We start from the raw sequence: 26969 nt of genomic DNA, 5'->3' as shown, positions 1-26969 counted from the left end.
GCGAAGGTAAAGTCAGCCGAAACAAAAACCGAAACTTCTTCGGTGTCGGCGGGCAACGTGATGGCGGTCCTCCCGCTCCGTAACATTGTTGTTTTTCCTCACATGATTGTTCCGCTTTTTGTCGGGCGCGAAAAATCAGTGAAGGCGCTGGAAACTGTCACACGCGAGGATAAGCAAATCCTGCTTGTCGCACAGAAGGACGTGTCTCAGGATGACCCTTCTGTAGACGATATTTATCGCTGCGGTACGGTTTCCACTATCCTTCAGCTTCTGAAGCTGCCCGATGGAACCGTTAAGGTTCTGGTCGAAGGTACGCGTCGTGTTCACATCAAGCGTCTTTTTGACGTGGATGGACATTTCGAAGCCGAAATTGAAGAAATTATCGAGGATGCTGCTCCATCTGTTCCGGGTAGTGAGCTTGAGGCACTCGGTCGTTCTGCTGTTTCGCAGTTCGAGCAGTACATTAAGCTCAATAAGAAAATCGCGCCTGAAGTTATGGTTTCGATCAATCAGATCGAAGATTCTTCAAAGCTTGCAGATACCATCGCCAGCCATCTGAATCTGAAGATTTCCGAAAAGCAGGAAATTCTTGAGACGCCTTCGGCCATGCGTCGTCTGGAGCAGGTTTTCACGCATATGGAGACCGAGATCGGTGTCCTGCAGGTTGAGAAGCGCATCCGCAATCGCGTTAAGCGACAGATGGAGAAGACGCAGCGCGAATATTATCTGAACGAGCAGCTCAAAGCGATCCAGAAGGAACTCGGCGAGGGCGAAGACGGCCGCGACGAGACGGCGGAACTTGAAGAAAAAATCAAGAAGACGCGTCTGACCAAGGAAGCTCGTGAAAAAGCCACGGCCGAGCTTAAAAAGCTGCGCGGCATGAGCCCGATGTCCGCTGAGAGCACGGTTGTACGCAATTATCTCGACTGGCTGCTCAGTATCCCCTGGAAGAAGCGCTCCAAGGTCACGCGTGAGTTTGCTCTGGCTGAAGAAGTGCTGGAAGCGGATCACTATGGGCTTGAGAAGGTCAAGGAGCGCATTCTGGAGTATCTGGCAGTACAGACACGCTCCCAGACGCTCAAGGGTCCCATTCTGTGCCTGGTAGGTCCTCCGGGCGTTGGAAAAACGTCTCTTGCGAGATCTATCGCGAAAGCCACTGGTCGTAATTACGTCCGGATGTCTCTCGGTGGCGTGCGTGATGAGTCGGAGATCCGCGGTCATCGTCGGACATATATTGGTTCAATGCCTGGAAAAATTGTCCAGGGAATGAAGAAGGCCAAGACATCCAATCCGCTGTTCCTGCTTGATGAAATCGACAAGCTTGGGGCTGACTGGAGAGGTGATCCATCTTCCGCGTTGCTGGAAGTTCTGGATCCAGAGCAGAACAGCACGTTTGCCGATCATTACCTTGAGGTGGATTACGATCTTTCCGATGTGATGTTCGTCACTACGGCAAACAGCCTCGATATGCCGCAACCGCTGCTTGATCGTATGGAAATCATCCGTCTCTCCGGGTACACCGAGGATGAGAAGGTTCAGATTGCGCGTCGTCACCTGCTCAATAAACAGGCGGAGGCTCACAATCTGAAGCCGGATGAGTGGAGCGTCTCAGATGAGACTCTGCGTGAGGTTATTCAGTCTTACACGCGTGAAGCTGGTGTTCGTAATCTTGAACGTGAGATTGCAAAGCTGGCTCGAAAGGCCGTCAAGGAGATCGTCACGACGGATGCAAAGCATGTCGTGATTACGCCAGAGAACCTTGAGAAGTATGCGGGTGTTCGCCGCTTCCGCCATGGCCAGACCGAAAAAGAGGATATGGTGGGTGTCGTGACCGGACTTGCCTGGACGCAGGTCGGTGGAGAGATCCTCACGATTGAAAGTCTGATGGTGCCCGGCAAGGGGCAGGTCAAGCAGACGGGCAAGCTTGGCGACGTGATGCAGGAAAGCATTGCGGCGGCGCTGAGCTATGTCCGCTCGCGTGCGCAGGATTTTGGTATTCGTCCGCCTCTGTTCGAAAAGCGCGATATCCATGTCCATCTTCCTGAAGGCGCTACCCCGAAGGACGGTCCTTCTGCGGGCATTGCTCTGGCCACCTCGCTGGTCAGTGTTATGACGCAGATACCCATTCGTCGTGATGTTGCGATGACAGGAGAAATCACTCTTAGAGGGCGTGTTCTGGAGATTGGTGGTCTGAAAGAGAAACTGCTTGCTGCTGTGCGGGCAGGGATCAAGACAGTCCTGATCCCCAAGGACAATGAAAAGGATCTGGCGGAAGTGCCGGATAATGTCCGGCATGCCCTGAAAATTATTCCTGTAAGCCATCTGGATGAAGTTCTGACAGTTGCGCTTACGCGCCAGCCAGAGCCCATCGAATGGGACGAAGCCGTTGATCCTATGGGAGGAATTGCTTCAACAGGTGCGTCTTCAAGGCCGCTTCCGCACTGACATCACACCCATCTGCGATTCTCATGGTTGACGCGGTCAAAATCCGCTTCATAGTGCGGCCGCAGATCGAACAGGCGCTCGGGGGTTCCGTTTTTTGTAAGACGGTCCGGGCGCACTCAACACCAGAAAGGCACATCATGGAGAAGCCCCTCAACAAGCAGGAACTGATCGCCGCCGTCGCTGACGCCGCTGATCTTCCGAAGGCTAAGGCCAGCGAAGTTGTCGATGCGGTGTTCGGCACGATCGAGAAGACGCTCGCCAAGAAGCAGGAAGTCCGTCTGGTTGGTTTCGGTAGCTTCGTGACCGCAACCCGCAAGGCTGCCAAGGGTCGCAACCCGCGCACGGGCGAAGAAATCGACATTCCAGCATCCACCTCTGTCCGTTTTAAGCCGGGTAAAGGTCTTAAGGACGCTGTGGGCTGAAAAATTTGTCCAAAAACGGGATATGGGCGGTTGTAATGCCGTTCATATCCTGCTTAAAGGGCGCAGCAGGTTCCTTGGGGGCGATTAGCTCAGCGGTAGAGCGTCTCGTTTACACCGAGAGGGTCGGCGGTTCAATCCCGTCATCGCCCACCACCCACGGCCTGCTTTCTCACCTATGAAATGGCGTTTCGAAGTTTACGAGGCGCTTCAATCCACTTCTGATTTTTGCAAGGCAAGAGCAGAGGATGGAGAGTCTGAAGGGCTGGCTGTGCTCGCCCGTCGTCAGACCGCCGGTCGTGGAACACGCGGCCGCAGCTGGGTTGATCCAGGAAATAATCTTTCTTTTTCGTTTGTGCTGCGCTTTTCGACTGACGCAAGTCCGTTGCCTGTGTTGCCATTCATCGTGGCGCTTGCGGTCCATGGTGCGTTCGCGCATCTTGCTGGAAATTGTTCCAGTGTGCTTTCGCTGAAATGGCCCAATGATCTGCTTCTAGATGACCGCAAAATGGCCGGTATTCTGATTGAAGCGGGCGGTTCTGCGCATAATCAGTGGATTGTTGTTGGGGTTGGGGCGAATCTGGTTGTGGCGCCTCAGGTGCCAGGGCGAGAGCTTGCGGCTTTCTCGGAAATTGCTACAGCGCCTGATCCATTGCTGGTCGCGGAAAAAATTACTGAATATTTTTCCCTTTGGCTTGATAGATGGAAGACTGATGGCTTTGCGGAAATCCGGTCGGCCTGGTTATCACGCGCGCACCCTTTGGGGCGTCGGCTTGCGGTGCAGTCGCGCGAAACCTATATAACTGGAATGTTTTCAGGGCTTGATGAGCAGGGACGCCTGCTTCTGGCGCTTGAGAGTGGTGAAATTCTGCCCGTTATAACGGGCGACGTCTTGTTGGACTAAAGGACCGCATGTGCTTCTCGTCATAGATGCTGGCAACACCAATGTTGTGTTCGCGGTCCATGACGGCCGGTCCTGGGTTGGTCAGTGGCGTATATCCACGGATGATCGACGGACTTCAGACGAGTACGCCAGCTGGCTTCTTGGTATGCTTGAGCGCAATGGGCTGGCTGTATCTGACATCAAACGTGCCATTATCGGAACGGTCGTACCTGCGGCGCTCTATGATCTGCGTCGCTTTTGCCGTCAGTGGCTTCATGTAGAGCCTCTTGTTGCGAATGCGAGCCTCGACTGGGGTTTTGAGGCGCTGGTGGATAGCCCGGACGAGCTCGGCGCCGATCGCCGTCTGAACGGTCTGGCGGCACAGCTTCTCTATGGTGGACCTCTCGTTGTTGTTGATTTTGGAACGGCAACGAATTTTGATGTCGTTGATGAGGCAGGGCGTTATCTTGGAGGGGCGATTGCCCCGGGTGTAAATCTTTCAATTGAAGCATTGCACCGCGCGGCGGCCCGCCTGCCACGCATGAGCATCGGTCGCCCATCCGCCGCTATTGGCCGAAATACAAGCGTGGCAATGCGCTCTGGCCTTTTCTGGGGGTATGTCGGGCTGGTCGAAGGGATTGTTCGACACATTTCTGCTGAAATGGACAGTAAGCCCAAAGTTATTGCGACAGGTGGTCTGGCACCTCTGTTCTCGGAAGGAACCGCTCTTTTTGATGTGGTGGCCCCGGATCTGACGCTGGATGGACTTCGCTTTCTGGCAGAGCGCAACTTTGCTCTTGCCGCTTCAAATTCCCCTGAACGCTCTTAGGCGTTCGGCAAAGAATATCGTGCATTGTTTATGAACAGTAAGGAAACATCATGACAAGGACACCAGACGGTTTGTCCTTCTTGCCTTTGGGCGGGACGGGCGAAATCGGCATGAATTTCAACCTTTACCGCCTGACGCAAAATGGTCACGAAACATGGCTTGCCATCGACTGTGGCATTGGCTTTTCTGGGAATGACACACCGGAAGCTGAAGTTCTCATGCCGGATCCGGCTTTTATTGCCGAACGTGCAGCGCAGCTCTGTGGCCTTGTCATTACCCATGCGCATGAGGACCATCTGGGCGCTGTAGCCCATCTCTGGCCTTATCTTCGCTGCCCGGTATACGCTACACCTTTTGCAGCAGCTGTTTTGCGTCGGAAGCTTGGTGAGGCGCATCTTGCGCATCAGGTGAAGATCCACGTCGTCCGTCCGAGCACACGCTTTGAGGTTGGTCCGTTTGATCTGCAGTTTGTGTCTGTCACGCATTCAGTGGCGGAAGCGCAGGCAATCGCGATCCGCACGCCGCATGGAATGGTCGTTCACACCGGAGATTGGAAGCTGGACGAGCAGCCTCTGGTAGGCCCGCTGACGGACCTCGATACGTTCAGAGCGCTTGGCGATGAGGGCGTTCTGGCCATGGTGTGCGATAGCACCAATGCGCTCAAGGAAGGTAAGTCACAGTCTGAGGCAGAGGTGCGCACGGGTCTGACGGACTTGATTGCAACTCTTGAAGGTCGCGTTGCTGTAACGTGCTTTGCGAGTAATGTTGCGCGCGTCGAGAGCATTGCTAAGGCTGCGCAGGCATCCGGTCGTGCGGTGATGATTGTCGGTCGTTCACTTCGCAATCTTGAAGTCGCAGCGCGTGAATGCGGATATTTTTCCGATCTGCCACCATTCCTGACCGAGCAGGACGCCCGTGATGTCGAAGATGACAATCTTCTGATGATCATCACCGGCAGCCAGGGCGAGCCCCGCTCTGCGCTCTCGCGCATTGCTTCCGATACGCATCCGAACATCTCGCTGGGTCAGGGTGATACCGTCATCTACAGCTCGCGCATGATCCCCGGAAATGAGCAGGCCGTCATGGCGGTGCAGGATAACCTGACGCGTCGTGGCGTGACGGTGCTGACCGATAAGGATGCGATGGTTCATACGTCTGGTCATGCCACGCGTGATGACATTCGTCGTCTGTATGAGATTGTTCGTCCGACCTACAGCGTGCCGACACATGGTGAATGGCGTCATCTTACGGCCCACGCTGCGCTGGCGCGTGAAGTCGGCGCCATTCCCGTACTGCTCGAAGATGGTGATCTTCTGAATCTGTCTCCGGGTGAGGTCAAGGTTATTGATACAGCCCCGACAGGTCGTCTGGCGCTAGATGGTGGGCGTCTGCTGCCCATGACCGGTGGTGTGCTGGCGGCGCGTCGCAAGATGCTTTTCAATGGTATGGTCATCGCGAGCTTCGCGGTTGATGACGAAGGATACGTCATTGGCGAACCCAAGATCAGCGCCCCAGGATTGCTGGAGGCGGATGATCCGGAGAGCGTACGCATCAGCGAGGAATTTGCTGATGCCATTGATGTCATTCCTGATGAACTGAGGCAGGACGATACGGCATTCCGCGATGCGGCGAAAACTGCCCTGCGTCGTGCTCTGGGACGTAAGTTGCAGAAGCGTCCGCTGGTTGATGTTCATCTGTTGCGCGTCTGAGAGAGACTAAAATGCGTTTGAGTAAAGCTTTTCAGCCCACGCTGAAGGAAGTTCCTGCGGAGGCACAGATCGCCTCCCACCGTTTGATGCTGCGCGCGGGTCTGATCCGTCAGACTGCGTCTGGTATTTATGCCTGGCTTCCGGCGGGGTTGCGGGTGCTGCGCAACATCGAGCAGATTGTTCGTGAAGAGCAGGATGCGATTGGTGCGCAGGAAGTTCTGATGCCAACATTGCAATCTGCGGATTTGTGGCGCCGTTCGGGGCGTTATGATGCCTATGGAACCGAGATGCTTCGGATTCAGGATCGCCATGGCCGCGATCTGCTGTATGGGCCGACGAATGAAGAGATGATCACCGATATTTTCGGATCATCCGTCAAGTCCTACAAGGAACTGCCCAAGGCTCTGTACCACATTCAGTGGAAGTTCCGTGATGAGGTTCGTCCTCGTTTCGGTGTGATGCGTGGACGCGAATTTCTTATGAAGGACGCGTATTCCTTTGACGCCACATATGAGGGAGCTGTTGCGAGCTACCGCCGTATGATGCTGTCATATCTGCGTATTTTCCAGCGTTTGGGTGTCCGCGCGGTACCGATGCTTGCCGATACCGGACCGATTGGTGGCGACCTTAGTCACGAGTTTCTGGTATTGGCTCCGACAGGCGAAAGTGGTGTCTTTTTTGATTCCGCGCTTGAGGAGCAGGACTGGCTTGCGCGCCCGGTTGATTGCGATGATGAGAACAGTCTCGCTGAGTTTTTCAGCGCTGTAACGGATCATTATGCTGCGACAGACGAGAAGCACGATGAGGCGGCCTGGGCTCAGGTTCCTGATGAGCGCAAGCGGGAAGGGCGTGGCATCGAAGTTGGCCACATCTTCTATTTTGGCACCAAGTATACTGCTTCAATGGGCGTAGAAGTCAGTGGCCCGGATGGTGTACCGTTCAATCCGCACATGGGTTCGTATGGCGTTGGTGTTTCACGTCTCGCAGGCGCGATTATTGAAGCGTCACATGATGACGCGGGGATCATCTGGCCGGATGCTGTTGCGCCCTATCGTGCCGCGATCCTAAACCTGCGTCCGGGTGACGAGGCCTGTGACGAAATCTGTGAGAAGATCTACGCGACCGAGCCCGATAATCTGCTCTATGATGATCGTTCGGATCGTGCCGGGGTGAAGTTCAATGACGCTGATCTGATGGGTCATCCCTGGCAGATCATCGTCGGTCCTCGTGGTGCTAAAGAAGGACGTGTTGAACTCAAGCGTCGAGCTTCGGGCGAGCGTTTTGAACTGACGGTCGAAGAAGCCCTCGCAAAAATCGGAAACGTCTGATGTTTGGCCGCTTCGAGCGCATGGTGGCGGGGCGTTATCTGCGCGCCCGCCGGGGCGAACGTTTCGCCTCGATCATTGCAGTATTCTCACTGATCGGCATTGCTCTCGGAGTGGCTACGCTCATCATCGTCATGTCGGTGATGAACGGCTTCAAGGCCGATCTGATGGGGCGTATTCTTGGCCTGCATGGTGATCTGACGGTTTATGGTTATGGCCGCCCTATTGAGGCCTATCAAAACGATGTTGAAGCGATCCGGCAGGTACGGGGGGTAACATCTGTTATCCCTATGGCGCAGGGAACGGTTTTGGTCGAAGCCGGGCGTTATTCCACGGGCGCTGAAGTGCAGGGTGTATCCCAGCAATCCCTGAAGGACTGGAAAGCCCTGAGCAGCGGGATCATCGCCGGAAGTATCGAGCGCTTTACGGGCGACGATGCTGTGGCGATTGGTACGACCCTGGCAGACAGGGCCGGGCTCACGGTAGGTTCCCCGATTACGCTGCTTTCACCAGATGGACAGGCAACGCCTTTCGGTACAATGCCGCGCGTAAAGACGTATCATGTGGCGGCGATTTTTGACGCGAACTGGAACGATTATAATTCCAATATCGTGCTCGTCCCTTTGCCGGCAGCGCAGAAATTTCTGATGCTGGGCAATGCCGTATCCCTTATTCAGGTCTCAACTTCTGATCCGACGAATGTCCAACCGACAACAAAAGCCATTTCCGAGCGACTGGATGATCCAAGGCTGCACGTGCTGGACTGGACGCAGAGTGCTAACGGCTTTCTCGGAGCTGTGAATGTAGAACAGAACGTGATGTTCCTGATTCTTACCCTGATTATTTTGGTTGCAGCATTCAACGTGATTTCGTCACTAATCATGATGGTTAAGGACAAGACGCGCGACATCGCGGTATTGCGCACCCTCGGGGCCAGTCGTGGTGCCATCATGCGGATTTTCCTCATGTGCGGTGCATTTGTTGGCGTGACAGGAACGCTTCTGGGGTCAGCGTTGGGAATTGCGTTTTCGTTGAATATCGAGCGTATTCGGCAGTGGCTTCAGTCCTTGACGGGCACAAACCTTTTCAACCCGGAAGTTTATTTTCTGGAGCGCCTTCCGGCCAAGCTGGTCTGGTCTCAGGTTGGAGAGGTTATTGCGATGTCTCTGGTGCTCTCTTTGCTGGCGACTCTCTATCCGTCATGGCGGGCGGCCCGAACCGACCCGATCGAGGCTCTGAGACATGAGTGAAGCGAATTTACGTTCAGGCTATGCGCTCAGACTGGACGGTATTACGCGTCGGTTCCGCTCGGGTGAAGAGACCCTGGAAATCCTCAGCGGTGCTGATTTCGATTTGGTGGCCGGGGAAATTGTAGCACTTGTTGCTCCCAGCGGTACGGGTAAATCGACGCTCTTGCATCTTGCGGGGCTGCTTGAAGCTCCGAGTGAGGGGGCGGTTTATATTGGCGACAGGGCTGCAAGTGGTTTGGGGCAGGCAGCACGTACTGCTATGCGCCGTGACGAAATAGGCTTCGTTTATCAATTTCATCATCTGCTGGGTGAATTTACTGCGTGTGAAAACGTCATGCTTCCGCAGCTTATTGCAGGGGTGTCCCGAAAGGACGCGCGCATGAGGGCAGAGGATCTTCTGACGCGCTTTGGTCTTTCTCACCGCTTGAATTCGTTGCCAGGTCGTTTGTCTGGCGGAGAGCAGCAGCGTACGGCCATTGCACGAGCACTTGCGAACCGCCCACGCGTCTTGCTGGCAGATGAGCCCACGGGTAATCTGGATGTCAGAACGTCCGATCTGGTATTTGATGAGTTGCTGCGGATCGTGCGTGAGGAGGGAGCTGCCGCCTTGATCGCAACGCACAACGACATTCTGGCTGCGCGTATGGATAGGACTGTCACTCTGCGTGATGGCAAGCTCGTCGCTTTTTAAGGTTCGTATGAATTGAGATAAGGAGGCGCGCATCATGGATGCCAGATCAGTCATGACGGACAAACTTGTGACCGTTTGTCCGGATGCCTCCCTGCTTTGTGCCATCGATCTTATGTTGGATCACGGCCTGAGTGCTCTGCCTGTTGTCGATACTGATGGCCGGGCCATTGGGGTTTTGAGCGAAACAGATCTTCTTTGTCGGGCTGAACTGGAGACAGGTGCGGTCAGCAATGATTTCTGGTCAAAATTGTCTCATCAAAAAAGTGCGGCAGCATTTGTGCGTCTGCATGGCCGGCGTGTTCGAGACGTGATGACAGCTCAGGTTTGCAGTGTCCTGCCGGAGGCAACGATGGCGGAAATTGTTGGTCTCATGCGTGAGCATGATATGCGGCGACTGTATGTTGTTGCAAACGGCAATCTCGCGGGTGTTGTGAGCGAACGTGATGTGATGAAGGCGTTACGTGATATTCTTGGGAAGCCTGAAGTCGCGCTTTCCGACGAAGCCATTCTGGCACAGTTACGCGGTCAGTTGTCCGAAGCACGCTGGGCGCCTCAGGATGTACATGCTGAAGTGCAGGATGGGGCAGTTATATGGCATGGCGTGGCGCGTGACGAAGAAGATATCGCAGCGCTCAAAGCGATGGCCCAAAATATTCCTGGTGTTAAGTCTGTGAAAGATAATCTTTTTCTTCTTTCTCCTGGCACCGGCTATGCACGGCCAGAAACCGGGACGTCTGAATAAGGCCGCTGCATAACAGGCACGAGCCTGCTAGACTGGCGCCATGCCGCACGCTGATTTTGTTCATCTTCGCAATCATTCTGCATACTCTTTGAGTCAGGGGGCGATACGCATTCCTGATCTGGCGTCGCTGTCTGTTAAGTATGGAATGCCTGCCGTTGCATTGACGGATAGTGGCAATCTGTTCGGTGCCCTGGAGTTTTCCCAATACTGTAAAAGTGCAGGGGTGCAGCCTATTGTCGGCTGCCAGCTTTCGCTTCCGGCACGCAGCACGAAGCCGGGAGCGCCCACTGAGCCGCTGGTTTTGCTTGCGCGCAATGAGGTGGGGCTTGCGAACCTCCAAATTCTTTCATCCCATGGTTTTCTGCACGGAGATCCCGGGGATCCGTCGCTCGCCATAGATGTTCTTTGTGCGCATTCAAACGGATTGTTTTTGCTGACAGGCGGAAACCGTGGACCGCTGAACCGCATGATTTATGACGAACAGGAAGTCGAAGCTGGAATTCTACTCGACCAGTTGAACAGCGCCTTTCACGGAAACATTGCCATTGAGTTGAACCGACTTGGTGAGCAGGGCGAGCAGGAAGTCGAGAACGCTCTGATTCGGTTGGCGGATCGATATGACATCCCGCTTGTTGCGACCAATGAGTGTTTTTTTCCTACACCACAGTTTCATGAAGCGCACGATGCCCTGATCTGCATTGCTCAGGGACGGACGATTGCGGAGTCAGATCGCTGGCGGGTGTCTGCGGAGGCTTGGTTCAAATCTCCGGCGGAAATGCGTGCGCTTTTCCATGACCTGCCAGAGGCCTGTGACAATACTCTCATTATTGCACAACGATGTGCTATCGCAGCCTGTACGCGAAAACCGCTTTTGCCTGTTTGCCCCAAGGTTCGTGAGGGTTCGACGGAAGAAGAAACGCTGCGTGCATTGGCATGGGAGGGGCTTGAGAAACGCCTCGAGGCTATGGATGCTGGCCCAGAAACGCGGAGTTTGTACTCGGAAAGATTGCAGACGGAACTCGATATTATCGCGGGGATGGGTTTCCCGGGGTACTTTCTTATCGTGGCTGACTTCATTCAGTGGGCAAAAGCTAACAATATTCCTGTAGGGCCGGGGCGAGGCTCAGGTGCTGGCTCGCTGGCGGCATATGCGCTGACAATCACTGATATCGACCCAATTCCATTCGGGCTGCTGTTTGAGCGCTTTCTGAACCCGGAACGTGTCTCGATGCCGGATTTTGATATCGATTTCTGTCAGGATCGTCGGGACGAAGTTATTCGTTATGTGCGCGAAGAGTATGGCGGTAGCCGTGTCGCGCAGATCATCACGTTCGGAAAGCTTCAGGCCAAGGCCGCGGTACGTGACGTCGGTCGCGTACTGGGGTTGCCGTACGGGATGGTGAATCGCGTTGCGGAGTTGATCCCCAATAATCCGGCGAAACCAGTTACCCTGAGGCAGGCGATCGATGGAGAGCCACGCCTGCAGGAGATGCGAGACAGCGATGAGTCGCTCAAGCGCCTGCTCGAAATAGCTCTGCAACTTGAGGGGCTTTATCGCCACGCCTCAACCCATGCTGCGGGTGTTGTGATTGGTGATCGGGAACTTGTTGAACTGGTTCCTCTGTACCGCGATCCCAAAAGTGACATGCTGGTCACTCAATACAACATGAAATTCGTTGAACAGGCTGGGCTGGTAAAGTTTGACTTCCTTGGTCTGACGACACTGACAATTTTGAAGCGTGGTCTGGATTTCCTTCAGGAACAAGGCATTAACGTCGATCTTTCACGAATTCCGTTGGATGATAAGCCGACATTCGAGATGCTGGCACGCGGTGACACTGCGGGCGTTTTCCAGTTTGAAGGCGCGGGCATGCGCGACATGCTCAAGCAGATGGCTGCAAGTCGTCTGGAGGACCTGATTGCCGGGGTTTCGCTATATCGACCCGGACCGATGGCGAATATTCCAGATTATTGCCGTAGAAAGCATGGGGAGCCCTGGGAGCCGCCGCACGAAGAAATCCGCGAAATTCTCGAAGAGACTTACGGGATCATGGTCTATCAGGAGCAGGTCATGCAGATCGCTCAAAAGATGGCTGGCTATAGTCTGGGTGGTGCTGATCTGCTGCGTCGCGCGATGGGCAAGAAGATTGCGGCCGAGATGGAAACCCAGCGAAGTATCTTCACGAAAGGCGCTACCGAACGCGGAATTACAGAGGAGAAAGCCGCGGAAGTCTTTGATCTTATGGCTCGTTTTGCCGATTATGGGTTCAATAAATCTCATGCGGCGGCTTATGCGCTGGTTTCTTACCAAACGGCCTGGATGAAGGCGAACCACCCAGTCGCATTCCTGGCGGGATGCATGTCTCTTGCCCGCGAAAAAACGGACAAGCTTGCGGCTTTATGTCAGGAAGCCCGACGGATGAAGATTGCCGTCCTGCCTGTCGATATCAATCGATCTGTGGCGGATTTTTCTATTGAGAAGATGGAAGATGGCAAGCTTGGAATTCGATATGCGCTGTCAGCTGTGAAGCGCGTTGGAGCTGCGGCAATGGATGCTTTGGTGGCGGCTCGTGGTAAGACACCCTTTGTGGATCTGACTGATTTTTCCGAGCGTTGTGACCCAAAGCAGCTCAATAAGATTCAAATAGAAAGTCTTGCAAAAGCAGGGGCTTTCGACTCTCTTCTCAAAGATAGACATACAGTTTTTGCAAGTGCCGAGATTATTCTGCGACGCGCTCAGGCGCGTGCGCAAGAGCAGAAGATGGGGCAATCCGGTCTTTTTGGAGGCGGGAATTGTGAGCGCGAAATTCTGCGTTTGAATGAGGGGCGCCCCTGGCCTGATTTTGAAAGACTGTCTCTGGAGGCGGGTGCGATTGGCTTCCACATGAGCGCCCATCCGCTGGACGCTTACCGCAATGTTCTGCGCAGGCTGGGCGTGACTCCCTCGCATTCACTCGAAAATGCTGCAAAAACAGGGTCTACGCGCGTCAAGATCGCTGGATGCGTGGTGGATAAGAAGGAACGTCCAACCCGGACCGGCAAGAAAATGGCATGGGTAAATCTCACGGATGCCGGGGGTGGATGTGAGGTCACGCTTTTCGCTGAAACACTGATATCATGTCGTGATCTTTTGGTTGCGGGACAGGCTATTCTCGTAAATGCCGAGCTGAAACTTGATGGTGACGCTTTGCGGATTACAGCGCAGAGTGTGATGGACCTTGAAAAGGCAGCGGCTGCAGAGCGGGCGGAAATGAGGATTTCTCTGGAGAAGCCGGATGCCCTTGAGAGCATTCGTGAAATTCTCGATGAGATGCAGGGTGGATGTGGTCGGGTGGTTCTTCTTCCTGCTCTGGAAGAGACGCGTGATGTTGAGATCACATTACCCGGTTTTTACCGTGTTACACCGCGACTGGGAGAAAGGTTAAGCACGATCCGGGGTGTGGAAAAGATAGAACATCGCTGAGTACGGCGGTGTGATGATCTTCTCTCTTGCAATACGCGCATTAATCCGCCATATCCCGCGCGTTCTTTTCTTTGATAGCCGTAAACTTCGGCTACTGAGGGAAGGAAATTCGCACGCATGACCTTGAGGTTCGCTGGTGTCCCGGTTTTCCAGGGCGTCGTCATGCGGAGGACTAACCAGAGAGAAGGAATTAAATCATGGCTATGCCTGATTTCACAATGCGTCAGCTGCTTGAAGCCGGTGTTCATTTCGGACACCACACGCGCCGCTGGAACCCTGCAATGGCGCCGTACCTGTTCGGTACCCGCAACCAGGTTCACATCATCGACCTGCAGCAGACAGTTCCAATGCTGGATCGTGCGCTGAAGGTTGTTCGTGATACTGTTGCTGGTGGCGGCCGCGTTCTGTTCGTTGGCACGAAGCGTGCAGCAGCTGAGCATGTTGCTGAGGCAGCTAACCGTTGCGGTCAGTACTACGTGAACCATCGCTGGCTCGGTGGCATGCTGACGAACTGGAAGACCATCACGGGTTCCATCAAGCGTCTGCGCCAGATCGAGGAAATGCTCTCCGGTGATACGGCTGGTCTGACCAAGAAGGAAGTCCTCGATATCACACGTGACAAGGAGAAGCTTGAGCGCTCTCTCGGTGGTATCAAGGAAATGGGCGGTCTGCCTGATCTTCTGTTCATCATCGACACCAACAAGGAAAAGCTGGCTGTTGAAGAAGCCAACAAGCTTGGCATTCCTGTGATTGCAGTGCTGGACAGCAATTCCAGCCCGGATGGCATTACTTACCCGATCCCAGGTAACGATGACGCCATTCGTGCCATCACCCTGTATTGCGACCTTGTGTCGTCTGCAGTGCTCGACGGAATCTCTGCTGAGCTCGCTGCATCGGGTCAGGATTTCGGCGCTGCGGAAGAGCTCCCGGTTGAAGCTGTTGTTGCAGAAGCTCCGGCAGAAGCAGAGCAGGCTGCTGCACCCGCTGCTGCTAACTGATACGGCTTGTCGGTATTCTGGCGAATACTGACATCTGAAACATGGACATGCGGTCGGGCGGTAGCGCCTGACCGCATGAACTTTTCAAGGGATAAGAGAAATGGCGCAAATCACTGCAGGCTTGGTGCGCGATCTTCGCGAGAAGACCGGCGCAGGCATGATGGATTGCAAAAAGGCTCTGACGGAAGTCGAAGGCGATATCGACGCCGCTATCGACTGGCTGCGCACGAAGGGTCTTGCTCAGGCTGCCAAGAAGTCCGGTCGTGTTACGGCGGAAGGTCTGGTTGGCGTTGCTTCCGAGAAGAATCGCGCTGCCATGGTTGAGGTGAATGCCGAGACCGATTTCGTGGGTCGTAACGATGCGTTTCAGGCATTCGTCGAGCAGGTTGCTCACGCTGCCCTGAAGGCGGGTGACGATCTCGAAGTCCTGAAGGCAGCACAGCTCCCGTCCGGCCGTACAGTTGCTGAAGAAATGACGCACCTGATCGCGACGATCGGTGAGAACATGTCTCTGCGTCGTGCGAAAGTTCTGAGCGTTTCCTCAGGCGTTGTCGCAAGTTACGTTCATGGTGCCCTGCGCCCTGGCATCGGCAAGATCGGCGTTCTCGCTGCTATCGAAGCACCCTCTGAGAGCGAAGCTCTTGAGACGCTTGGCCGTCAGATCGGTATGCATGTTGCAGCGACACGTCCGGCATCCCTGGATATTACGGGTGTTGATGCGGATGCACTTGAGCGTGAGCGCACTGTTCTCATCGAGCAGGCTCGTGAGTCCGGTAAGCCAGAAGCCATTATCGAAAAGATGGTCGAAGGCCGTATTCGCAAGTTCTATGAAGAAGTCGTTCTTCTGGAGCAGGTCTGGGTTCATGATGGTGAAACCCGCGTGAGCAAGATCGTTGAAAAGGCTGGTGCCAAGCTTGTTGCTTTCGAGCGTTTTCACCTTGGTGAAGGCATCGAAAAGGAAGAAAGCGATTTCGCTGCAGAAGTGGCCAAGGCTGCTGGCGGCTGAATGTCTCTTTCAGAAAGTGCCTGAAGGTGCTTTTGGCAAGTCGTTCTGGAAAACCCCTGTCCGCATTCGTGGGCAGGGGTTTTCTGTTTCGGCGATCTGACTGCTCTGGAATTCCCCGTTGAAGGCGAGATGTTCATATGGAATGGGAAGCAGCTGTAATTGTTCTGTCAGTCCGTCCATATGGCGAGACCAGCGTGCTGGTGCATCTTTTTAGCGAAGAGCATGGTGTGTGCCACGGGGTTGTGCGTGGTGGTGCTTCCCGACGACAGGCTTCTTTGTGGCAGACGGGAAACCTTGTCATGGCTCACTGGCGTGCGAGACTGGCAGATCAGCTGGGTACAGTGAGTGCAGAACTGGTGCAGAGCCCCGCGGCGCGTGTATTGGATTTGCCAATCCCGCTTGGGATGATCAGTAGTGCATGTGCACTTACAGATGGTGCTCTGCCTGAGCGCGAATCACATCCTGAACTTTTCATGGAGTTGATCAGGCTGTTGACGCTGGTGGGTGTTGCCCCAGAACCACCACCTATGGCGCCGTATCTTCGGTGGGAATGTCTTATGCTGGAAGTTCTGGGCTATGGACTGGATCTTGAGCGCTGCGCTGTGACAGGCATGAAGGACAATCTTTGCTATGTTTCCCCTCGCACGGGGTGCTCGGTGAGTGATGAGGGAGCTGGCACCTGGAAGAATCGTCTTCTTCCGTTGCCACGGCTTTTCATTGACTCGGACGACGACGGCGACGCGCAGGGATGGAAGGACGGAATGCTGCTTACAGGCCACTTTTTGGCGCGGTCCGTTTTTGGCGTGCGTAATCTGCCGCTTCCCTCCGCACGGGAGCGGTTATATGAGCGCATAGTGCGCTTATGTCTGCCGATTGCGGAAGAGAGTGCCTTAGTAGACGGGCTGGAAGGAGCTGGGTCGGATGCCGCTGACGACATCGGGGTCGGCACTGTTATTCCAGACTGACCAGTCCCAACCGGGATGCTGATTGATCTCAGCGGTCATGTGGCGCTCATCCAGCAGATTGATCTTATGTGAGCCCATATAGGCGCGGTATGCAGCAGGTGACCCCATATATACACATCCGCAGGCGGTTGGATCTGCGTAGAGCATGACGGCCTGATTCTCTTTCATGCGGTATGTGAGGGTATTGGCAGGAAGAAGATTCATCATCTGCCATCTGGCGGTCGTATCTGCGGGATGGGCCTTGAAGCCAGCGAGCGCAAAATCATTTTCTGCACGCTGGATGGGCCTGTAGGGCGAGCATGCGACAACCATTGTGAGGAGGACGCTGGACAGAAGGGGTCGCCAGTGTCTAATCGGATGCAGGAAAAGGGGAGTTTCATGGGCGCGGATTTGGCTGGTCATATCGAAGATACCAAGCTCGCGGAGGCACTGAGCGAGCGATATATTGCGTATGCGATGTCGACCATCATGGCCCGGTCCCTGCCGGACGTCCGTGACGGCCTCAAGCCGGTACATCGGCGCCTCCTTTACGCGATGCAACAGCTACGCCTTGATCCCACATCAGGGTTTAAAAAGTGTGCACGTGTTGTGGGTGATGTGATTGGTAAGTTCCATCCTCATGGCGATTCATCAGTTTATGAAGCGCTCGTGCGTTTGGCACAGGATTTTGCGGTTCGTTACCCGCTGGTCGAGGGGCAGGGAAATTTTGGCTCCATCGACGGCGATGGTGCGGCCGCGATGCGGTACACGGAAAGTCGACTGACGGAAGTTGCAAAGGCGCTTCTGGAGGGCATCGAGGATGATGCGGTCGATTTTCGTGCAACATACGATAATGAAGATCAAGAGCCGATTGTGCTCCCCGGAGCATTTCCGAACCTGCTCGCCAATGGTGCTGCCGGTATCGCGGTCGGTATGGCGACGAGTATTCCGCCGCACAACGCTGGCGAGATATGTCTGGCAGCCAAGCTGCTGATTGAGAAGCCCGACGTCAGCGTTGCCGAGCTGGTTGAGTTGATGCCTGGCCCTGATTTCCCCACGGGTGGGATTCTGGTCGAGGAACGCGATGCGATCGTACGTGCTTATGAGACCGGTCGTGGAAGTTTCCGCACGCGTGCGAAATGGGAAGTGGAGCAGGGGCGCTTCGGCACCTGGGTCATTGTCGTCACTGAAATTCCCTATCAGGTACAGAAGTCACGCCTGATCGAGCAGATTGCGGAGCTGATGGATCAGCGCAAGCTGCCGCTTCTCGGGGATGTTCGTGATGAGAGCACGATGGATATGCGTCTCGTGCTCGAACCCAAGACCAAAGGCTGTGAGCCTGAAGTCCTGATGGAAACGTTGTATCGCAATACCGCTCTGGAAAATCGCTTCAGCCTGAACATGAATGTCCTTGGTGGAGATCGTGTTCCGGGTGTTCTGTCGTTGAAGCAGGTTCTCAGGGCTTGGCTTGATCATGTTCATGAGGTCTTGGTCCGGCGTTCGAACCACCGCCTCGCCGCAGTCATGCGTCGTTTAGAAATTCTTGATGGGTTTCTGGCGGTTTACCTCAATCTGGATGAGGTCATTCGCATTATCCGAGAGGAAGATGAGCCCAAGGCAAGTCTGATGCGGACTTTTGAATTGACGGATATTCAGGCCGAAGCCGTGCTGAATATGCGCCTGCGTTCATTGCGTCGCCTTGAGGAAATGGAGATCCGTAAGGAGCGCAATAAGCTGGAGGACGAGCGCAAGTCTCTGGAATTGCTGCTTGGCTCTGAAAAGAGGCGCTGGACGCGTATTGGCAAGGATCTGGATGCAACCATCAAGCGTTTCGGCAGTGGTGCGCTGGGTGATCGTCGTACTTTGATATCGGAGCCTCCCAAGCCCATCGACATTACGGCGGCCCTTGAAGTTGATCGTGAAGCGCTGACCATTCTGCTTTCCCGCGAAGGTTGGATACGGGCGATGAAGGGTCATGGGCTGGATCCACAGAGTCATCGTTTCAAAGAGGGAGACGAGGGCTGGCTTGCTGTTGAATGTCAGAGCACGGACCGGCTGTGTCTGTTAGCGAGTGGCGGTAAGGCATTTACGCTGCGGGCAGCCGACATGCCGCGTGGCCGTGGATTTGGACAGCCCGTCCGTACGCTTGCCGAAGTGTCTCAGGAAGAGCGGGTGGTCACGCTGTTCAATCTTGTTGAAGGTGGAAAGCGTCTGATTTCGTCCGAAAGTGGGCGCGGAATGATTGTTCTGGACGGCAATATCGCAGCCGAGAAGCGCACAGGAAAACAGATTTTCAACGTTAAGGACGGCGAGAGTGTGTTCGAGTGCATTCCGGCCGATGGCACGCATGTACTGACGCTTGGGCATAACAAGCGCGCACTCGTTTTCCCGATTGATCAGGTGCCTGAAATGGCTCGTGGCAGCGGCGTGGCACTGCAGAAGCTTGGAGACAGCACGCTGAGAAGTCTTCGTGTTTTCACGATGGCAGAAGGCCTTGTCTGGCAGGAAGGACAGCGCCCCCGGTCTGCTGCCGATATGACAGCGCTGGAATCCCGGCGCGGGGCGGTGGGTAAGCCGGCGCCACAATGGATGCTACGCAAGTAACGCTTTTGGTTGGTTAAGGCGCTTTCGAGAACGGGTACCAGTGCCCGTCATGGAGCGTTTCGGCTGGTTGATAGAGGGCTTTGTAGTCCATTTTTCTGCTGCCGGGCACGTAGTAGCCCATGTAGAGAAACCCTAGCCCCTGCCGTGCTGTTTCCTGGATAAGCCATAGGATCGAGCAGCTACCCCATGAAGCCGCGGGGTCGGCAGGGTCATAGAACGTATAAACAGCGGATAATCCGTCTCCGAGGCGGTCTACGAGGCTGACGCAGACCAGCGAGCCGTCTTCCGTGCGGAATTCGATGACGGATGTCTGTACAGGCGTGTTAGAGATCAATGCGTCATAATCGGCGCGTTTCATCAGTGCCATGTCGCCATTTGCGTGGCGTACGTGCTGGTAACGTTCGAAGAGCGCGAACTGCTCGTCGGTGGTTACTGGCGCAAGGATCTGGATATGAAGCTTTTGCAACCGCTTCTGGGCCTTGCGCTGTGTCCGTGTGGGCAGGAATGTGGCTACGGGAATGCGTAAAGGCACGCATGCACGGCATCCAACGCATACAGGCGCATAGGCCATGAAGTGGCTGCGTCTGAATCCGGCCTGTGACAGGCGGTCATGCAGTGCTGAAGCATTTTCACCGCTAAGATCCGTGAGGACCTTGCGCTCCAGGCGATTAGGCAGATAAGGGCAGGGAGCGGGCTCAGTCGTGTAGAAGAGCTGTGGACGGTGTTGCATCGGGTCGCTCCTCTCCTAGTTGAACCAATTACCATTTTGCAGCGTAGCCAATCCAGTGTCAGTACGCATCCAAGATGTTCTGATATGGAGTTTGGGAAGCTCTTTTCTGGATATCTATGACCTACACGACGCTTCTTGGAATTTTTCTGACGATTCTACGTTGGGGATTTCCTGTCCTGGTGACGGTTCACGCTCTTCTGAACAAGCGCAACACGGCGGCGTGTGCGGGCTGGATTGGCGTATGCTGGGTTATGCCGCTGCTTGGTACGGCGCTTTATCTGATGTTCGGGATCAACCGGGTGCATCGCCGGGCCAAAAAGATGATGAACCGGCATGTCTGGGAGGGAGGTGACCCGCTGGCGCAACTACGTCATGTCATGGACGGCAATCTGGGCCCGCTTGCCAGAATGCTGGGACGGCTGACGGAGCGGCCTTTGTTGCAGGGGAACGCCGTGACCTGCCTGCATGACGGGGACAATGCCTATCCGGTCATGCTTGAAGCGATCAATGCTGCAAGTCATTCCATCATGTTGTGCTCCTATATTTTTCGGGCAGATCAGGTTGGCAACGATTTTGCAGATGCGCTTGGAGCCGCGAAGAAACGCGGTGTGGAAGTCCGTGTTCTCGTGGATGGAATCGGGAGCGGCTATTTTTTCTGTGGAATTAAACGCAGGCTGGCACGCGACGGAATTCATTGTGCGCAGTTCATGCACTCCATATGGCCTTGGCGCATGCCGTTCATCAACCTGCGTAATCACCGCAAGATTCTGGTGGTGGATGGTCGGGTAGGCTTCATGGGGGGGCTCAATATTGGGGAGGAAAACCTTCTTCGTCTGAGAACCAAGCTGCCCGTTGCCGATACGCATTTCCGTCTGGAAGGCCCCGTCGTGCATCAGTTGGCTGAAGCATTCGCATGGGACTGGGCATTCACGACAGGTGAAGAGCTTGAAGGGCATCGCTATCTGCCCTCACCGGTACCGGTGGGTGATATCCCGATGCGCATCGTGACGTCTGGCCCGGATGCAGATCTTGAAAAGATAGAATTCGGGATGCTTCAGGCCATCACTCTGGCCAAGCGTCATGTCCGGTTCATGACGCCATACTTCATTCCTGATGATCGCTTTTCAACCGAACTGAATTTGGCGGCGCTGCGGGGCGTTACGATCGACGTGGTTGTTCCGCGCAGCAGCAATCATCCTCAGATCGATTATGCCCGTGATGCCAATTTGCGGCAGTTTCTTGATGCAGGGTGCAGAATCTGGATGGCCAAACCTCCGTTCAACCATTCCAAGCTTATGGTGGTTGATGAAGAGTGGAGCTTTGTGGGAAGCACCAATCTGGATGTTCGTTCGCTCAGACTGAATTTTGAGATCAATCTTGAAATCTACGATACCAAGGTCGCCGGTGATTTGGCTGCGTTCATGGACAAGCACCGCGGAACGCGACTCACGCATCACGATATCGATCGTAAATCCTTATTGGTGCAGCTTCGAAATTCTGCAGTCAGGCTTTTTCTCCCGTACCTCTGAGGATCAGTTTCCAAGGCGGAGCGTAATTGATATCGGGCGATGATCTGAGCCAAAGCGCGGTAGTGCATGGGTGTCCACACGTGTTAGGCCGCGCACCAGACAACGATCCAGACGCAGGGGCAGCTTGTCGAGCATCCGATGTGTTTTTTCGCGGGGACCAACGTCGTGAAAGCCACGGAGCATAACGGGGCCGACAAGGTTGAAGTCACCCACGATGACGGCGCGGTGGCGCATCAGGCCGCTAATTCTCAGAAGCTGGCGGCGGTTGAGGATCTGGCCGTGTGAAAGATGAACATTGGCAAGGGAAAACGACCCAAAGTCGATCATCTGTGCCGTCCGCCTGACCACGAGCCCACTTGGAAGCGTGCAGGATGCCGGTGGCTTCACAAACGGGATGCGGCTCCAGCAGGCTGTGCCATGCGGCCGGCCAGGGAGTGGAATACGCGCATAGTAGCCGCCAAGAACCTCAGGCAGCATATCAACGGGTTCCTGGGCCTCCTGCATCAAAACGATGTCTGCGTCTTCGGACCGGATAACGGTGAGGACGTCTTCAACGGATGCGCCATCCCAGCGCAGAAGGTTCCAGCTCAGAACCTTGAATGGTGCGCCCGACGACAGTAGGGGGGTCAATGCATGGACTCCGGAAGGGAAAGTGGGTGTTTGGGCTCAGGGCGATGTGGCCCGGCCGCGAATTCGCTTGTGAGCGTGTACCCGACTGCCAGCAATACGGGACCAAGGAAAATCCCGAGGCCACCAAACGCCACCACACCGCCCAGAACGCCCAGGACGGTCAGGAGATATGGCAGTTGTGCGCCTCGAGAGATGAACGCCGGGCGGATGAGGTGGTCTGCGCCTGATATGATGAGCACACCATAAGTGGCCAGGAAGAGGCCATAGCCCAGATGGTGCGTCATCGCGAGCCAGATGGCAGCAGGGATCCAGATCAATGGTGCGCCGATGGGGAAAACAGCAACGAATGCCGTGACGCCAGCCAGGAGGACCGGCGAGGGAACACCGGCAATCATGAGGCCAATGCCCGTCAGGACACCCTGGACGATCGCAGTTCCGAGAATACCATATACCGTACCGCGGATTGTCCGCCCGATCACGTTGATGAGTCTCGGAGCGGCGCGTGGGCCTGCGATTCTGCTGATCAGGGATGTGATCGTGTAGCCAAGGGAATCGCCGTTCAGCCACAGGAAGAATGCAATGAACAGAGCCATCGCAAGTTCGGCAATACCGCTGGCCAGTCGCACGAGAATGCTCAGCATGATGTGGGCAATCTGTCCCGCATAAGGGCGGATGACTTCTGTGAGCGCGCCGACATCGTGACTGAAATTATGCCAGATACTTATCAGATACGGTCCTGCCAGAGGTACGTGGTCCATCCAGTCCGGTGGCGTGCTGGCGGTGGTCGTGCGCAGCAGGAGTGCATCCATTTCGGAGATCAGTGCCGGGATGTCACTGATGCCAGCCGAAGTTAGAACGGCGAGTGGGACGATGATCGTCACGGCGCTCAGGATCATCATGGCGATGGCGGCCAGCACCGAACTGATACGCCGTCTCAGGCGACGGTATATCGGCCACGTGGCGAATGTGAGGATTGCAGCCCAGACAATTGCCGAAAGGAATGGCCAGAGAATAATGCCACATCCATAGGCGATTCCGACTAGCAGAAGTCCGAGGAGGATCCGTTCGGTCGTCATTGGGCGATGCTGCCTTGGAAATTCATTACGGGGCGGCAGACGAGGTGTTCATGATATGACACTCTTGCACGCTCTGGCGCCCTACGCACCCCTCGACCTATGTTGATCGAATGATATCTCCTCTTCTTGACGCTCAGGCGATCCTTTCGGAAGGCCTCCGCTACGTTCCCCTTGATGCCAGTGTGCTTTTGCCTGGTCAGAAAGGCGACCCGGACAAGGCTTTTGCTGAGGCACGCATGGTGGGTGCGCGCCGGTTTGATATTGATGTCTTCTCCGACCCTGAGAGCGCATATCCGCACACTGTGCCGGGGGTGGCGCGTTTCTGCGCACTCATGGGCGCACTGGGCCTTACTGAAGATACACCGATTCTTTTTTATGATCAGCGCGGTAGCGCGGGAGCATGCCGTGGCTGGTGGCTGGCCCGACTTTTTGGCCACCGCGACGTTCGTATTCTTGACGGTGGCCTGAAAGCATGGCGCGAAGTCGGTGGCGCTGTTGAAAGCGGCCCGGTTCATGAGCCTGTGCCAGCGCTTTATCGGGCACGTCTGGAGTATGGATTGCTTGCAGGTGCGGGAGATGTGCTGGCTGCTTTGAGTGATGATCATCGTATTGTCCTCGACGCGCGAAGTGCTCCGCGGTTTGCTGCGGAAGTTCCAGAACCGCGTCCGGGTGTACGGGGAGGGCATATGCCGGGGGCTCTCAATCTTGACTGGACGGGTCTTCTGGATGCCGAAGGCTTTTTTCTAAAGCCGGATGTTTTACGCACACGCTTCGCCCCGGTAGCGGGCCGAAAGGTCATTGCAAGCTGTGGCTCAGGGTTGACCGCTGCGACACTTCTGGCTGGACTGGAAATTGCAGGTTTGCCCTCAGGGGCAATGTTTGATGGGTCCTGGGCCGAATGGGGCAGTGACCCGCAGGCACCGATTGTGACAGGAAAAGTATGAGCACCAATTCTGACGGGACGCTGGATGATGTGAGCCAGGGCTGGGCGCGTCTGGCATCAACGCTTGTTCAGGGTGGGCGTTCCAAGCGTATCCCTGAGAGTGGCGAGTTCGTGAACCTGCCTGTTGCGCGCGGCTCGACCGTACTGTTTCCGACGCTTGAGGCGATGGCTGCGAATGGCCGCAACAGCCATGATCATGCGTTGGTTTATGGCGCCATGGGATCGCCTGTACAGCACGAGCTTGAGAAGCTGCTGTCCGATATCGAAGGTGGCACGCACACGCAGGTCGTTAATTCGGGGCTGAGTGCCTGTACAACGCCGTTGCTGGCGTTTCTGGGGAGTGGAGATCACCTGCTCCTGCCGGATTCAGTTTATGGCCCAACACGCCGTTTCGCGAACACGATGCTTGCCCGAATGGGTATCGCCACAACGTATTACGCGCCTCTTGCGACGCAGGACGAAATACGCGCGCTGATTCGCCCTGAAACAAAACTCCTCTTTGCCGAAAGTCCGGGTAGCCACACTTTTGAAGTGCAGGATATCCCGATGCTCTCCCGGACGGCACATGAAGCGGGTGCGCTTCTGGTGTTGGACAACACGTGGGGTATCGGCGTCTTCCAGCCGTTCGAGCATGGGGTGGATGTATCTGTTCAGGCGCTGACGAAATATCCGGTCGGTCACTCGGATGTCATTATCGGATCGATTACGGTTGCGGATGAGGGGCTATGGAAGAAGCTTCGTGATGCTGCGATCCAGTTGGGGCAATGCGCCGGGCCGGATGACTGTTGGCTTACGCTGAGGGGGCTGCGCACGATGGCTGTGCGCCTGGCACATCAGTCGCGTTCGGCTCTTGAGCTTGCGCAATGGCTCAAGGCGCGCTCTGAAGTATCACGGGTACTGCATCCGGCTCTGGAAGATTGTCCCGGACATGAAAACTGGAAGCGCGATTTTCGTGGTGCGAGTGGTTTGTTCGGTGTGCAGCTTCGTGCGGATATTTCCGTGGCTGCCATGGAGCGGATGGTGGATAGCCTGAAGATGTTTGGCATCGGTGCTTCGTGGGGGGGGTATGAGAGCCTTATTCTCCCCACAACGGGCCGAATCAACCGTACTGCGCAGGATGCACCCTCCGAGATTGCAGCGTTCAGGCTACAGATCGGTCTGGAAGCTGTTGATGATCTTAAGGCCGATCTTGCCAATGGTCTTGAAGGGCTTGAAATCGCTGTTTAGCGCTGCCTGAAACCCAGCGCCTCCGCAATATGGTGGCGCTGAATATCTTCGCTCTCATCAAGGTCTGCGATCGTGCGGGCAACGCGGAGCAAGCGCGTCAGGCCACGATTGGAGAGGCGCAGTTTTTCGGATGCCTGCTCTGCCATATCGCGTGCGTTTTCTTCCATGACAAAGGGTTCTGGAGACGTTCGGGCATTGCACTCTCCCTGTCTGGCAAGCTGTTTTGCACGGGCAATTTCTACCCGCTTTCTGACTGTCGCGCTGTCTTCGCCCTTGGGTGCGCGGCTGATTTCAATCGGCGATAGCGGTACGATTTCAACCCGAAGATCCATGCGATCCAGCATAGGACCGGATATTTTTGCGCTGTAATCTTCTCCACATCGGGGTGCCTTGCGGCAGGATCTTTCAAGATCTCCGAGATATCCGCAGCGACAGGGGTTCATGGCGGCTACGAACTGAAAACGCGCAGGAAATGTGATGTGTTGTGCTGCACGGGCGATGGAGATTGATCCTGTCTCGATTGGCTGACGCAGGGACTCGAGGCATGAGCGTGAAAATTCTGGCAGCTCGTCCAGGAAAAGCACGCCGTTATTGGCCAGGCTCACTTCTCCTGGTCGGATTTTCGTGCCACCGCCCACCATTGCAGGTAGGCTCGCACTGTGATGTGGCGCACGATATGGCGGTCTGGAGACCAGTCTTCCATCTTTCAGCATGCCAGAAACGCTATGGATCCTACTTGTTTCGAGCATTTCTTCTCGGGTTAGGTCTGGCAAAATTCCTGCTAGACGACTGGCGAGCATGGACTTTCCAGCGCCGGGCGGTCCGCTCATGAGAAGTGAATGTCCACCTGCGGCAGCTATTTCCAACGCACGGCGACCGATTGCCATGCCTTTGACGTCCGAAAGATCTGGTCCGTAATCAGGGGCATTAGCTTCGGCATCGGGAACTGGCGTCAAAACCTGATCACCACGAAAATGAGCAACAAGTTCTGCCAGAGTAGCCGGAGCCAAAATATCAGCCTCAGGTGCGCCCCACCGGGCCTCACGCCCCTGGGAGGCAGGGCATACTAGGCCAAGGTCAAGTTCTACGGAGCCCAGAGCAGCGGAGAGAACACCAGCCACCGGATTGATACGGCCATCAAGGGAAAGTTCACCAACAGCAGCATAGGCGCACGCAGACTCAAATGGAATAATTCCCATTGCGACCAGCAACGCAATAGCGATGGGCAGGTCGAAATGGGCACCTTCCTTGAGAAGGTCTGCCGGAACGAGATTTATGAGGATGCGCTTTGGCGGGAGAGCAAGGCCCATAGCGGTTAAAGCAGCGCGTACGCGCTCCCGGGCTTCGCCAACTGATTTGTCCGCAAGGCCGACCACCAGAAACGCCGGCAGGCCACTGGAAAGCTGAACTTCCACGGTCACGGGAACGGCTTCAATTCCGGAGAATGCAAAGCTCTGGATACGGGCAAGGCTTGGTGAAGTCTGGCTAGGGCTCGTCATGAAACGAACCCTAGCCATAAAATATTT

Annotated in this window: 22 protein-coding genes and 1 tRNA gene; 18 read left to right on the top strand and 5 right to left on the bottom strand. The window is 55.3% G+C overall.

Annotated features, from left to right (window positions below; genetic code table 11):
• Window positions 1–60 precede the first annotated feature (60 nt).
• The 14 genes from lon (at window position 61) to recO (ending at window position 16725) form a co-directional block, all read left to right on the top strand.
• The gene (gene lon, locus GWA01_RS06260; RefSeq protein WP_371858428.1) at window positions 61–2445 is read left to right on the top strand and encodes an endopeptidase La; all 2385 of its coding nucleotides are present in this window, start codon (window positions 61–63) and stop codon (window positions 2443–2445) included.
• Between the two features lie 137 nt (window positions 2446–2582).
• A complete protein-coding gene (locus GWA01_RS06255) occupies window positions 2583–2867 on the top strand; it encodes an HU family DNA-binding protein (protein ID WP_146795023.1) in 285 nt (94 codons plus the stop codon).
• Window positions 2868–2945: 78 nt separating this feature from the next.
• A tRNA-Val gene (locus GWA01_RS06250) sits at window positions 2946–3020 on the top strand.
• Between the two features lie 22 nt (window positions 3021–3042).
• Window positions 3043–3768 carry a biotin--[acetyl-CoA-carboxylase] ligase gene (locus tag GWA01_RS06245; protein WP_146795021.1) on the top strand — a complete coding sequence of 242 codons (726 nt, stop codon included), beginning with the start codon at window positions 3043–3045 and terminating at the stop codon, window positions 3766–3768.
• Between the two features lie 10 nt (window positions 3769–3778).
• The gene (locus tag GWA01_RS06240) at window positions 3779–4576 is read left to right on the top strand and encodes a type III pantothenate kinase (RefSeq protein WP_146795019.1); all 798 of its coding nucleotides are present in this window, start codon (window positions 3779–3781) and stop codon (window positions 4574–4576) included.
• A 50-nt stretch (window positions 4577–4626) separates the two neighbouring features.
• Complete coding sequence (locus GWA01_RS06235) at window positions 4627–6285, top strand: ribonuclease J (RefSeq protein WP_146795017.1); 1659 nt, start codon at window positions 4627–4629, stop codon at window positions 6283–6285.
• Window positions 6286–6296: 11 nt separating this feature from the next.
• Window positions 6297–7613, top strand: a complete 1317-nt coding sequence (gene proS, locus GWA01_RS06230; protein ID WP_146795015.1) for a proline--tRNA ligase — start codon at window positions 6297–6299, stop codon at window positions 7611–7613.
• Window positions 7613–8860: a lipoprotein-releasing ABC transporter permease subunit gene (locus tag GWA01_RS06225; RefSeq protein ID WP_146795013.1), complete on the top strand. Its 1248-nt coding sequence runs from the start codon at window positions 7613–7615 to the stop codon at window positions 8858–8860. Before proS ends, GWA01_RS06225 begins: the two co-directional genes overlap by 1 nt.
• Window positions 8853–9551, top strand: a complete 699-nt coding sequence (locus GWA01_RS06220) for an ABC transporter ATP-binding protein (protein WP_146795011.1) — start codon at window positions 8853–8855, stop codon at window positions 9549–9551. The genes GWA01_RS06225 and GWA01_RS06220 overlap by 8 nt, the downstream gene beginning before the upstream one ends.
• A 34-nt stretch (window positions 9552–9585) precedes the next feature.
• A complete protein-coding gene (locus GWA01_RS06215; protein WP_146795009.1) occupies window positions 9586–10293 on the top strand; it encodes a CBS domain-containing protein in 708 nt (235 codons plus the stop codon).
• Window positions 10294–10333: 40 nt separating this feature from the next.
• Window positions 10334–13756 (top strand): DNA polymerase III subunit alpha, encoded by a 3423-nt coding sequence (gene dnaE, locus GWA01_RS06210; protein WP_146795007.1) that lies wholly within the window; start codon window positions 10334–10336, stop codon window positions 13754–13756.
• A 197-nt stretch (window positions 13757–13953) separates the two neighbouring features.
• Complete coding sequence (gene rpsB, locus GWA01_RS06205; RefSeq protein WP_146795005.1) at window positions 13954–14754, top strand: 30S ribosomal protein S2; 801 nt, start codon at window positions 13954–13956, stop codon at window positions 14752–14754.
• Between the two features lie 100 nt (window positions 14755–14854).
• Complete coding sequence (tsf, locus tag GWA01_RS06200; protein WP_146795002.1) at window positions 14855–15760, top strand: translation elongation factor Ts; 906 nt, start codon at window positions 14855–14857, stop codon at window positions 15758–15760.
• Window positions 15761–15897: 137 nt separating this feature from the next.
• A complete protein-coding gene (recO, locus tag GWA01_RS06195; RefSeq protein WP_146795000.1) occupies window positions 15898–16725 on the top strand; it encodes a DNA repair protein RecO in 828 nt (275 codons plus the stop codon).
• Here the strand turns inward: recO and GWA01_RS06190 are convergent.
• Window positions 16651–17127 carry a serine protease family protein gene (locus tag GWA01_RS06190; RefSeq protein WP_146794997.1) on the bottom strand — a complete coding sequence of 159 codons (477 nt, stop codon included), beginning with the start codon at window positions 17125–17127 and terminating at the stop codon, window positions 16651–16653. The genes recO and GWA01_RS06190 overlap by 75 nt on opposite strands.
• Here GWA01_RS06190 and parC point away from each other — a divergent pair.
• Window positions 17104–19308 carry a DNA topoisomerase IV subunit A gene (gene parC, locus GWA01_RS06185; RefSeq protein WP_146794995.1) on the top strand — a complete coding sequence of 735 codons (2205 nt, stop codon included), beginning with the start codon at window positions 17104–17106 and terminating at the stop codon, window positions 19306–19308. The genes GWA01_RS06190 and parC overlap by 24 nt on opposite strands.
• Before the next feature lie 13 nt (window positions 19309–19321).
• On the opposite strand, the gene GWA01_RS06180 is transcribed toward parC, so the two are convergent.
• Complete coding sequence (locus GWA01_RS06180; protein WP_146794992.1) at window positions 19322–20038, bottom strand: arginyltransferase; 717 nt, start codon at window positions 20036–20038, stop codon at window positions 19322–19324.
• 116 nt (window positions 20039–20154) lie between these two features.
• Between GWA01_RS06180 and cls the strand changes: the two genes are divergently transcribed.
• Window positions 20155–21567, top strand: a complete 1413-nt coding sequence (cls, locus tag GWA01_RS06175) for a cardiolipin synthase (RefSeq protein WP_146794990.1) — start codon at window positions 20155–20157, stop codon at window positions 21565–21567.
• A 3-nt stretch (window positions 21568–21570) separates the two neighbouring features.
• Here cls and GWA01_RS06170 read toward each other — a convergent pair whose 3' ends face one another.
• Both GWA01_RS06170 and GWA01_RS06165 read right to left on the bottom strand, forming a co-directional pair.
• Window positions 21571–22197, bottom strand: a complete 627-nt coding sequence (locus GWA01_RS06170) for an endonuclease/exonuclease/phosphatase family protein (protein ID WP_146794988.1) — start codon at window positions 22195–22197, stop codon at window positions 21571–21573.
• The gene (locus GWA01_RS06165; protein WP_146794986.1) at window positions 22194–23273 is read right to left on the bottom strand and encodes an AI-2E family transporter; all 1080 of its coding nucleotides are present in this window, start codon (window positions 23271–23273) and stop codon (window positions 22194–22196) included. Before GWA01_RS06165 ends, GWA01_RS06170 begins: the two co-directional genes overlap by 4 nt.
• Window positions 23274–23383: 110 nt before the next feature.
• On the opposite strand from GWA01_RS06165, the gene GWA01_RS06160 reads away from it, so the two are divergent.
• Window positions 23384–24217, top strand: coding sequence for a sulfurtransferase (locus GWA01_RS06160; RefSeq protein ID WP_146794984.1), 834 nt, complete (start codon window positions 23384–23386; stop codon window positions 24215–24217).
• Window positions 24214–25443 carry a cystathionine beta-lyase gene (gene metC, locus GWA01_RS06155; protein WP_146794981.1) on the top strand — a complete coding sequence of 410 codons (1230 nt, stop codon included), beginning with the start codon at window positions 24214–24216 and terminating at the stop codon, window positions 25441–25443. The genes GWA01_RS06160 and metC overlap by 4 nt, the downstream gene beginning before the upstream one ends.
• Here metC and GWA01_RS06150 read toward each other — a convergent pair.
• On the bottom strand, window positions 25440–26942 hold the full coding sequence (locus tag GWA01_RS06150) for a YifB family Mg chelatase-like AAA ATPase (protein ID WP_146794979.1): 1503 nt from the start codon (window positions 26940–26942) through the stop codon (window positions 25440–25442). The genes metC and GWA01_RS06150 overlap by 4 nt on opposite strands.
• Window positions 26943–26969 lie beyond the last annotated feature (27 nt).

It is taken from the genome of Gluconobacter wancherniae NBRC 103581 (assembly GCF_007988885.1).
Lineage (GTDB): Bacteria > Pseudomonadota > Alphaproteobacteria > Acetobacterales > Acetobacteraceae > Gluconobacter > Gluconobacter wancherniae.
This window is presented reverse-complemented; position numbering and strand designations above follow the sequence as displayed.

Coding starts and splice junctions, on each gene's coding strand:
- metC (WP_146794981.1), top strand. CDS start 24,214: ATGAGCACCAATTCTGACGGGACGCTGGATGATGTGAGCCAGGGCTGG.
- lon (WP_371858428.1), top strand. CDS start 61: ATGGCGGTCCTCCCGCTCCGTAACATTGTTGTTTTTCCTCACATGATT.
- GWA01_RS06245 (WP_146795021.1), top strand. CDS start 3,043: ATGAAATGGCGTTTCGAAGTTTACGAGGCGCTTCAATCCACTTCTGAT.
- dnaE (WP_146795007.1), top strand. CDS start 10,334: ATGCCGCACGCTGATTTTGTTCATCTTCGCAATCATTCTGCATACTCT.
- GWA01_RS06235 (WP_146795017.1), top strand. CDS start 4,627: ATGACAAGGACACCAGACGGTTTGTCCTTCTTGCCTTTGGGCGGGACG.
- rpsB (WP_146795005.1), top strand. CDS start 13,954: ATGGCTATGCCTGATTTCACAATGCGTCAGCTGCTTGAAGCCGGTGTT.
- GWA01_RS06225 (WP_146795013.1), top strand. CDS start 7,613: ATGTTTGGCCGCTTCGAGCGCATGGTGGCGGGGCGTTATCTGCGCGCC.
- GWA01_RS06150 (WP_146794979.1), bottom strand. CDS start 26,942: ATGACGAGCCCTAGCCAGACTTCACCAAGCCTTGCCCGTATCCAGAGC.
- parC (WP_146794995.1), top strand. CDS start 17,104: ATGGGCGCGGATTTGGCTGGTCATATCGAAGATACCAAGCTCGCGGAG.
- GWA01_RS06190 (WP_146794997.1), bottom strand. CDS start 17,127: ATGACCAGCCAAATCCGCGCCCATGAAACTCCCCTTTTCCTGCATCCG.
- recO (WP_146795000.1), top strand. CDS start 15,898: ATGGAATGGGAAGCAGCTGTAATTGTTCTGTCAGTCCGTCCATATGGC.
- GWA01_RS06160 (WP_146794984.1), top strand. CDS start 23,384: ATGATATCTCCTCTTCTTGACGCTCAGGCGATCCTTTCGGAAGGCCTC.
- cls (WP_146794990.1), top strand. CDS start 20,155: ATGACCTACACGACGCTTCTTGGAATTTTTCTGACGATTCTACGTTGG.
- tsf (WP_146795002.1), top strand. CDS start 14,855: ATGGCGCAAATCACTGCAGGCTTGGTGCGCGATCTTCGCGAGAAGACC.
- GWA01_RS06180 (WP_146794992.1), bottom strand. CDS start 20,038: ATGCAACACCGTCCACAGCTCTTCTACACGACTGAGCCCGCTCCCTGC.
- GWA01_RS06255 (WP_146795023.1), top strand. CDS start 2,583: ATGGAGAAGCCCCTCAACAAGCAGGAACTGATCGCCGCCGTCGCTGAC.
- GWA01_RS06165 (WP_146794986.1), bottom strand. CDS start 23,273: ATGACGACCGAACGGATCCTCCTCGGACTTCTGCTAGTCGGAATCGCC.
- GWA01_RS06220 (WP_146795011.1), top strand. CDS start 8,853: ATGAGTGAAGCGAATTTACGTTCAGGCTATGCGCTCAGACTGGACGGT.
- proS (WP_146795015.1), top strand. CDS start 6,297: ATGCGTTTGAGTAAAGCTTTTCAGCCCACGCTGAAGGAAGTTCCTGCG.
- GWA01_RS06215 (WP_146795009.1), top strand. CDS start 9,586: ATGGATGCCAGATCAGTCATGACGGACAAACTTGTGACCGTTTGTCCG.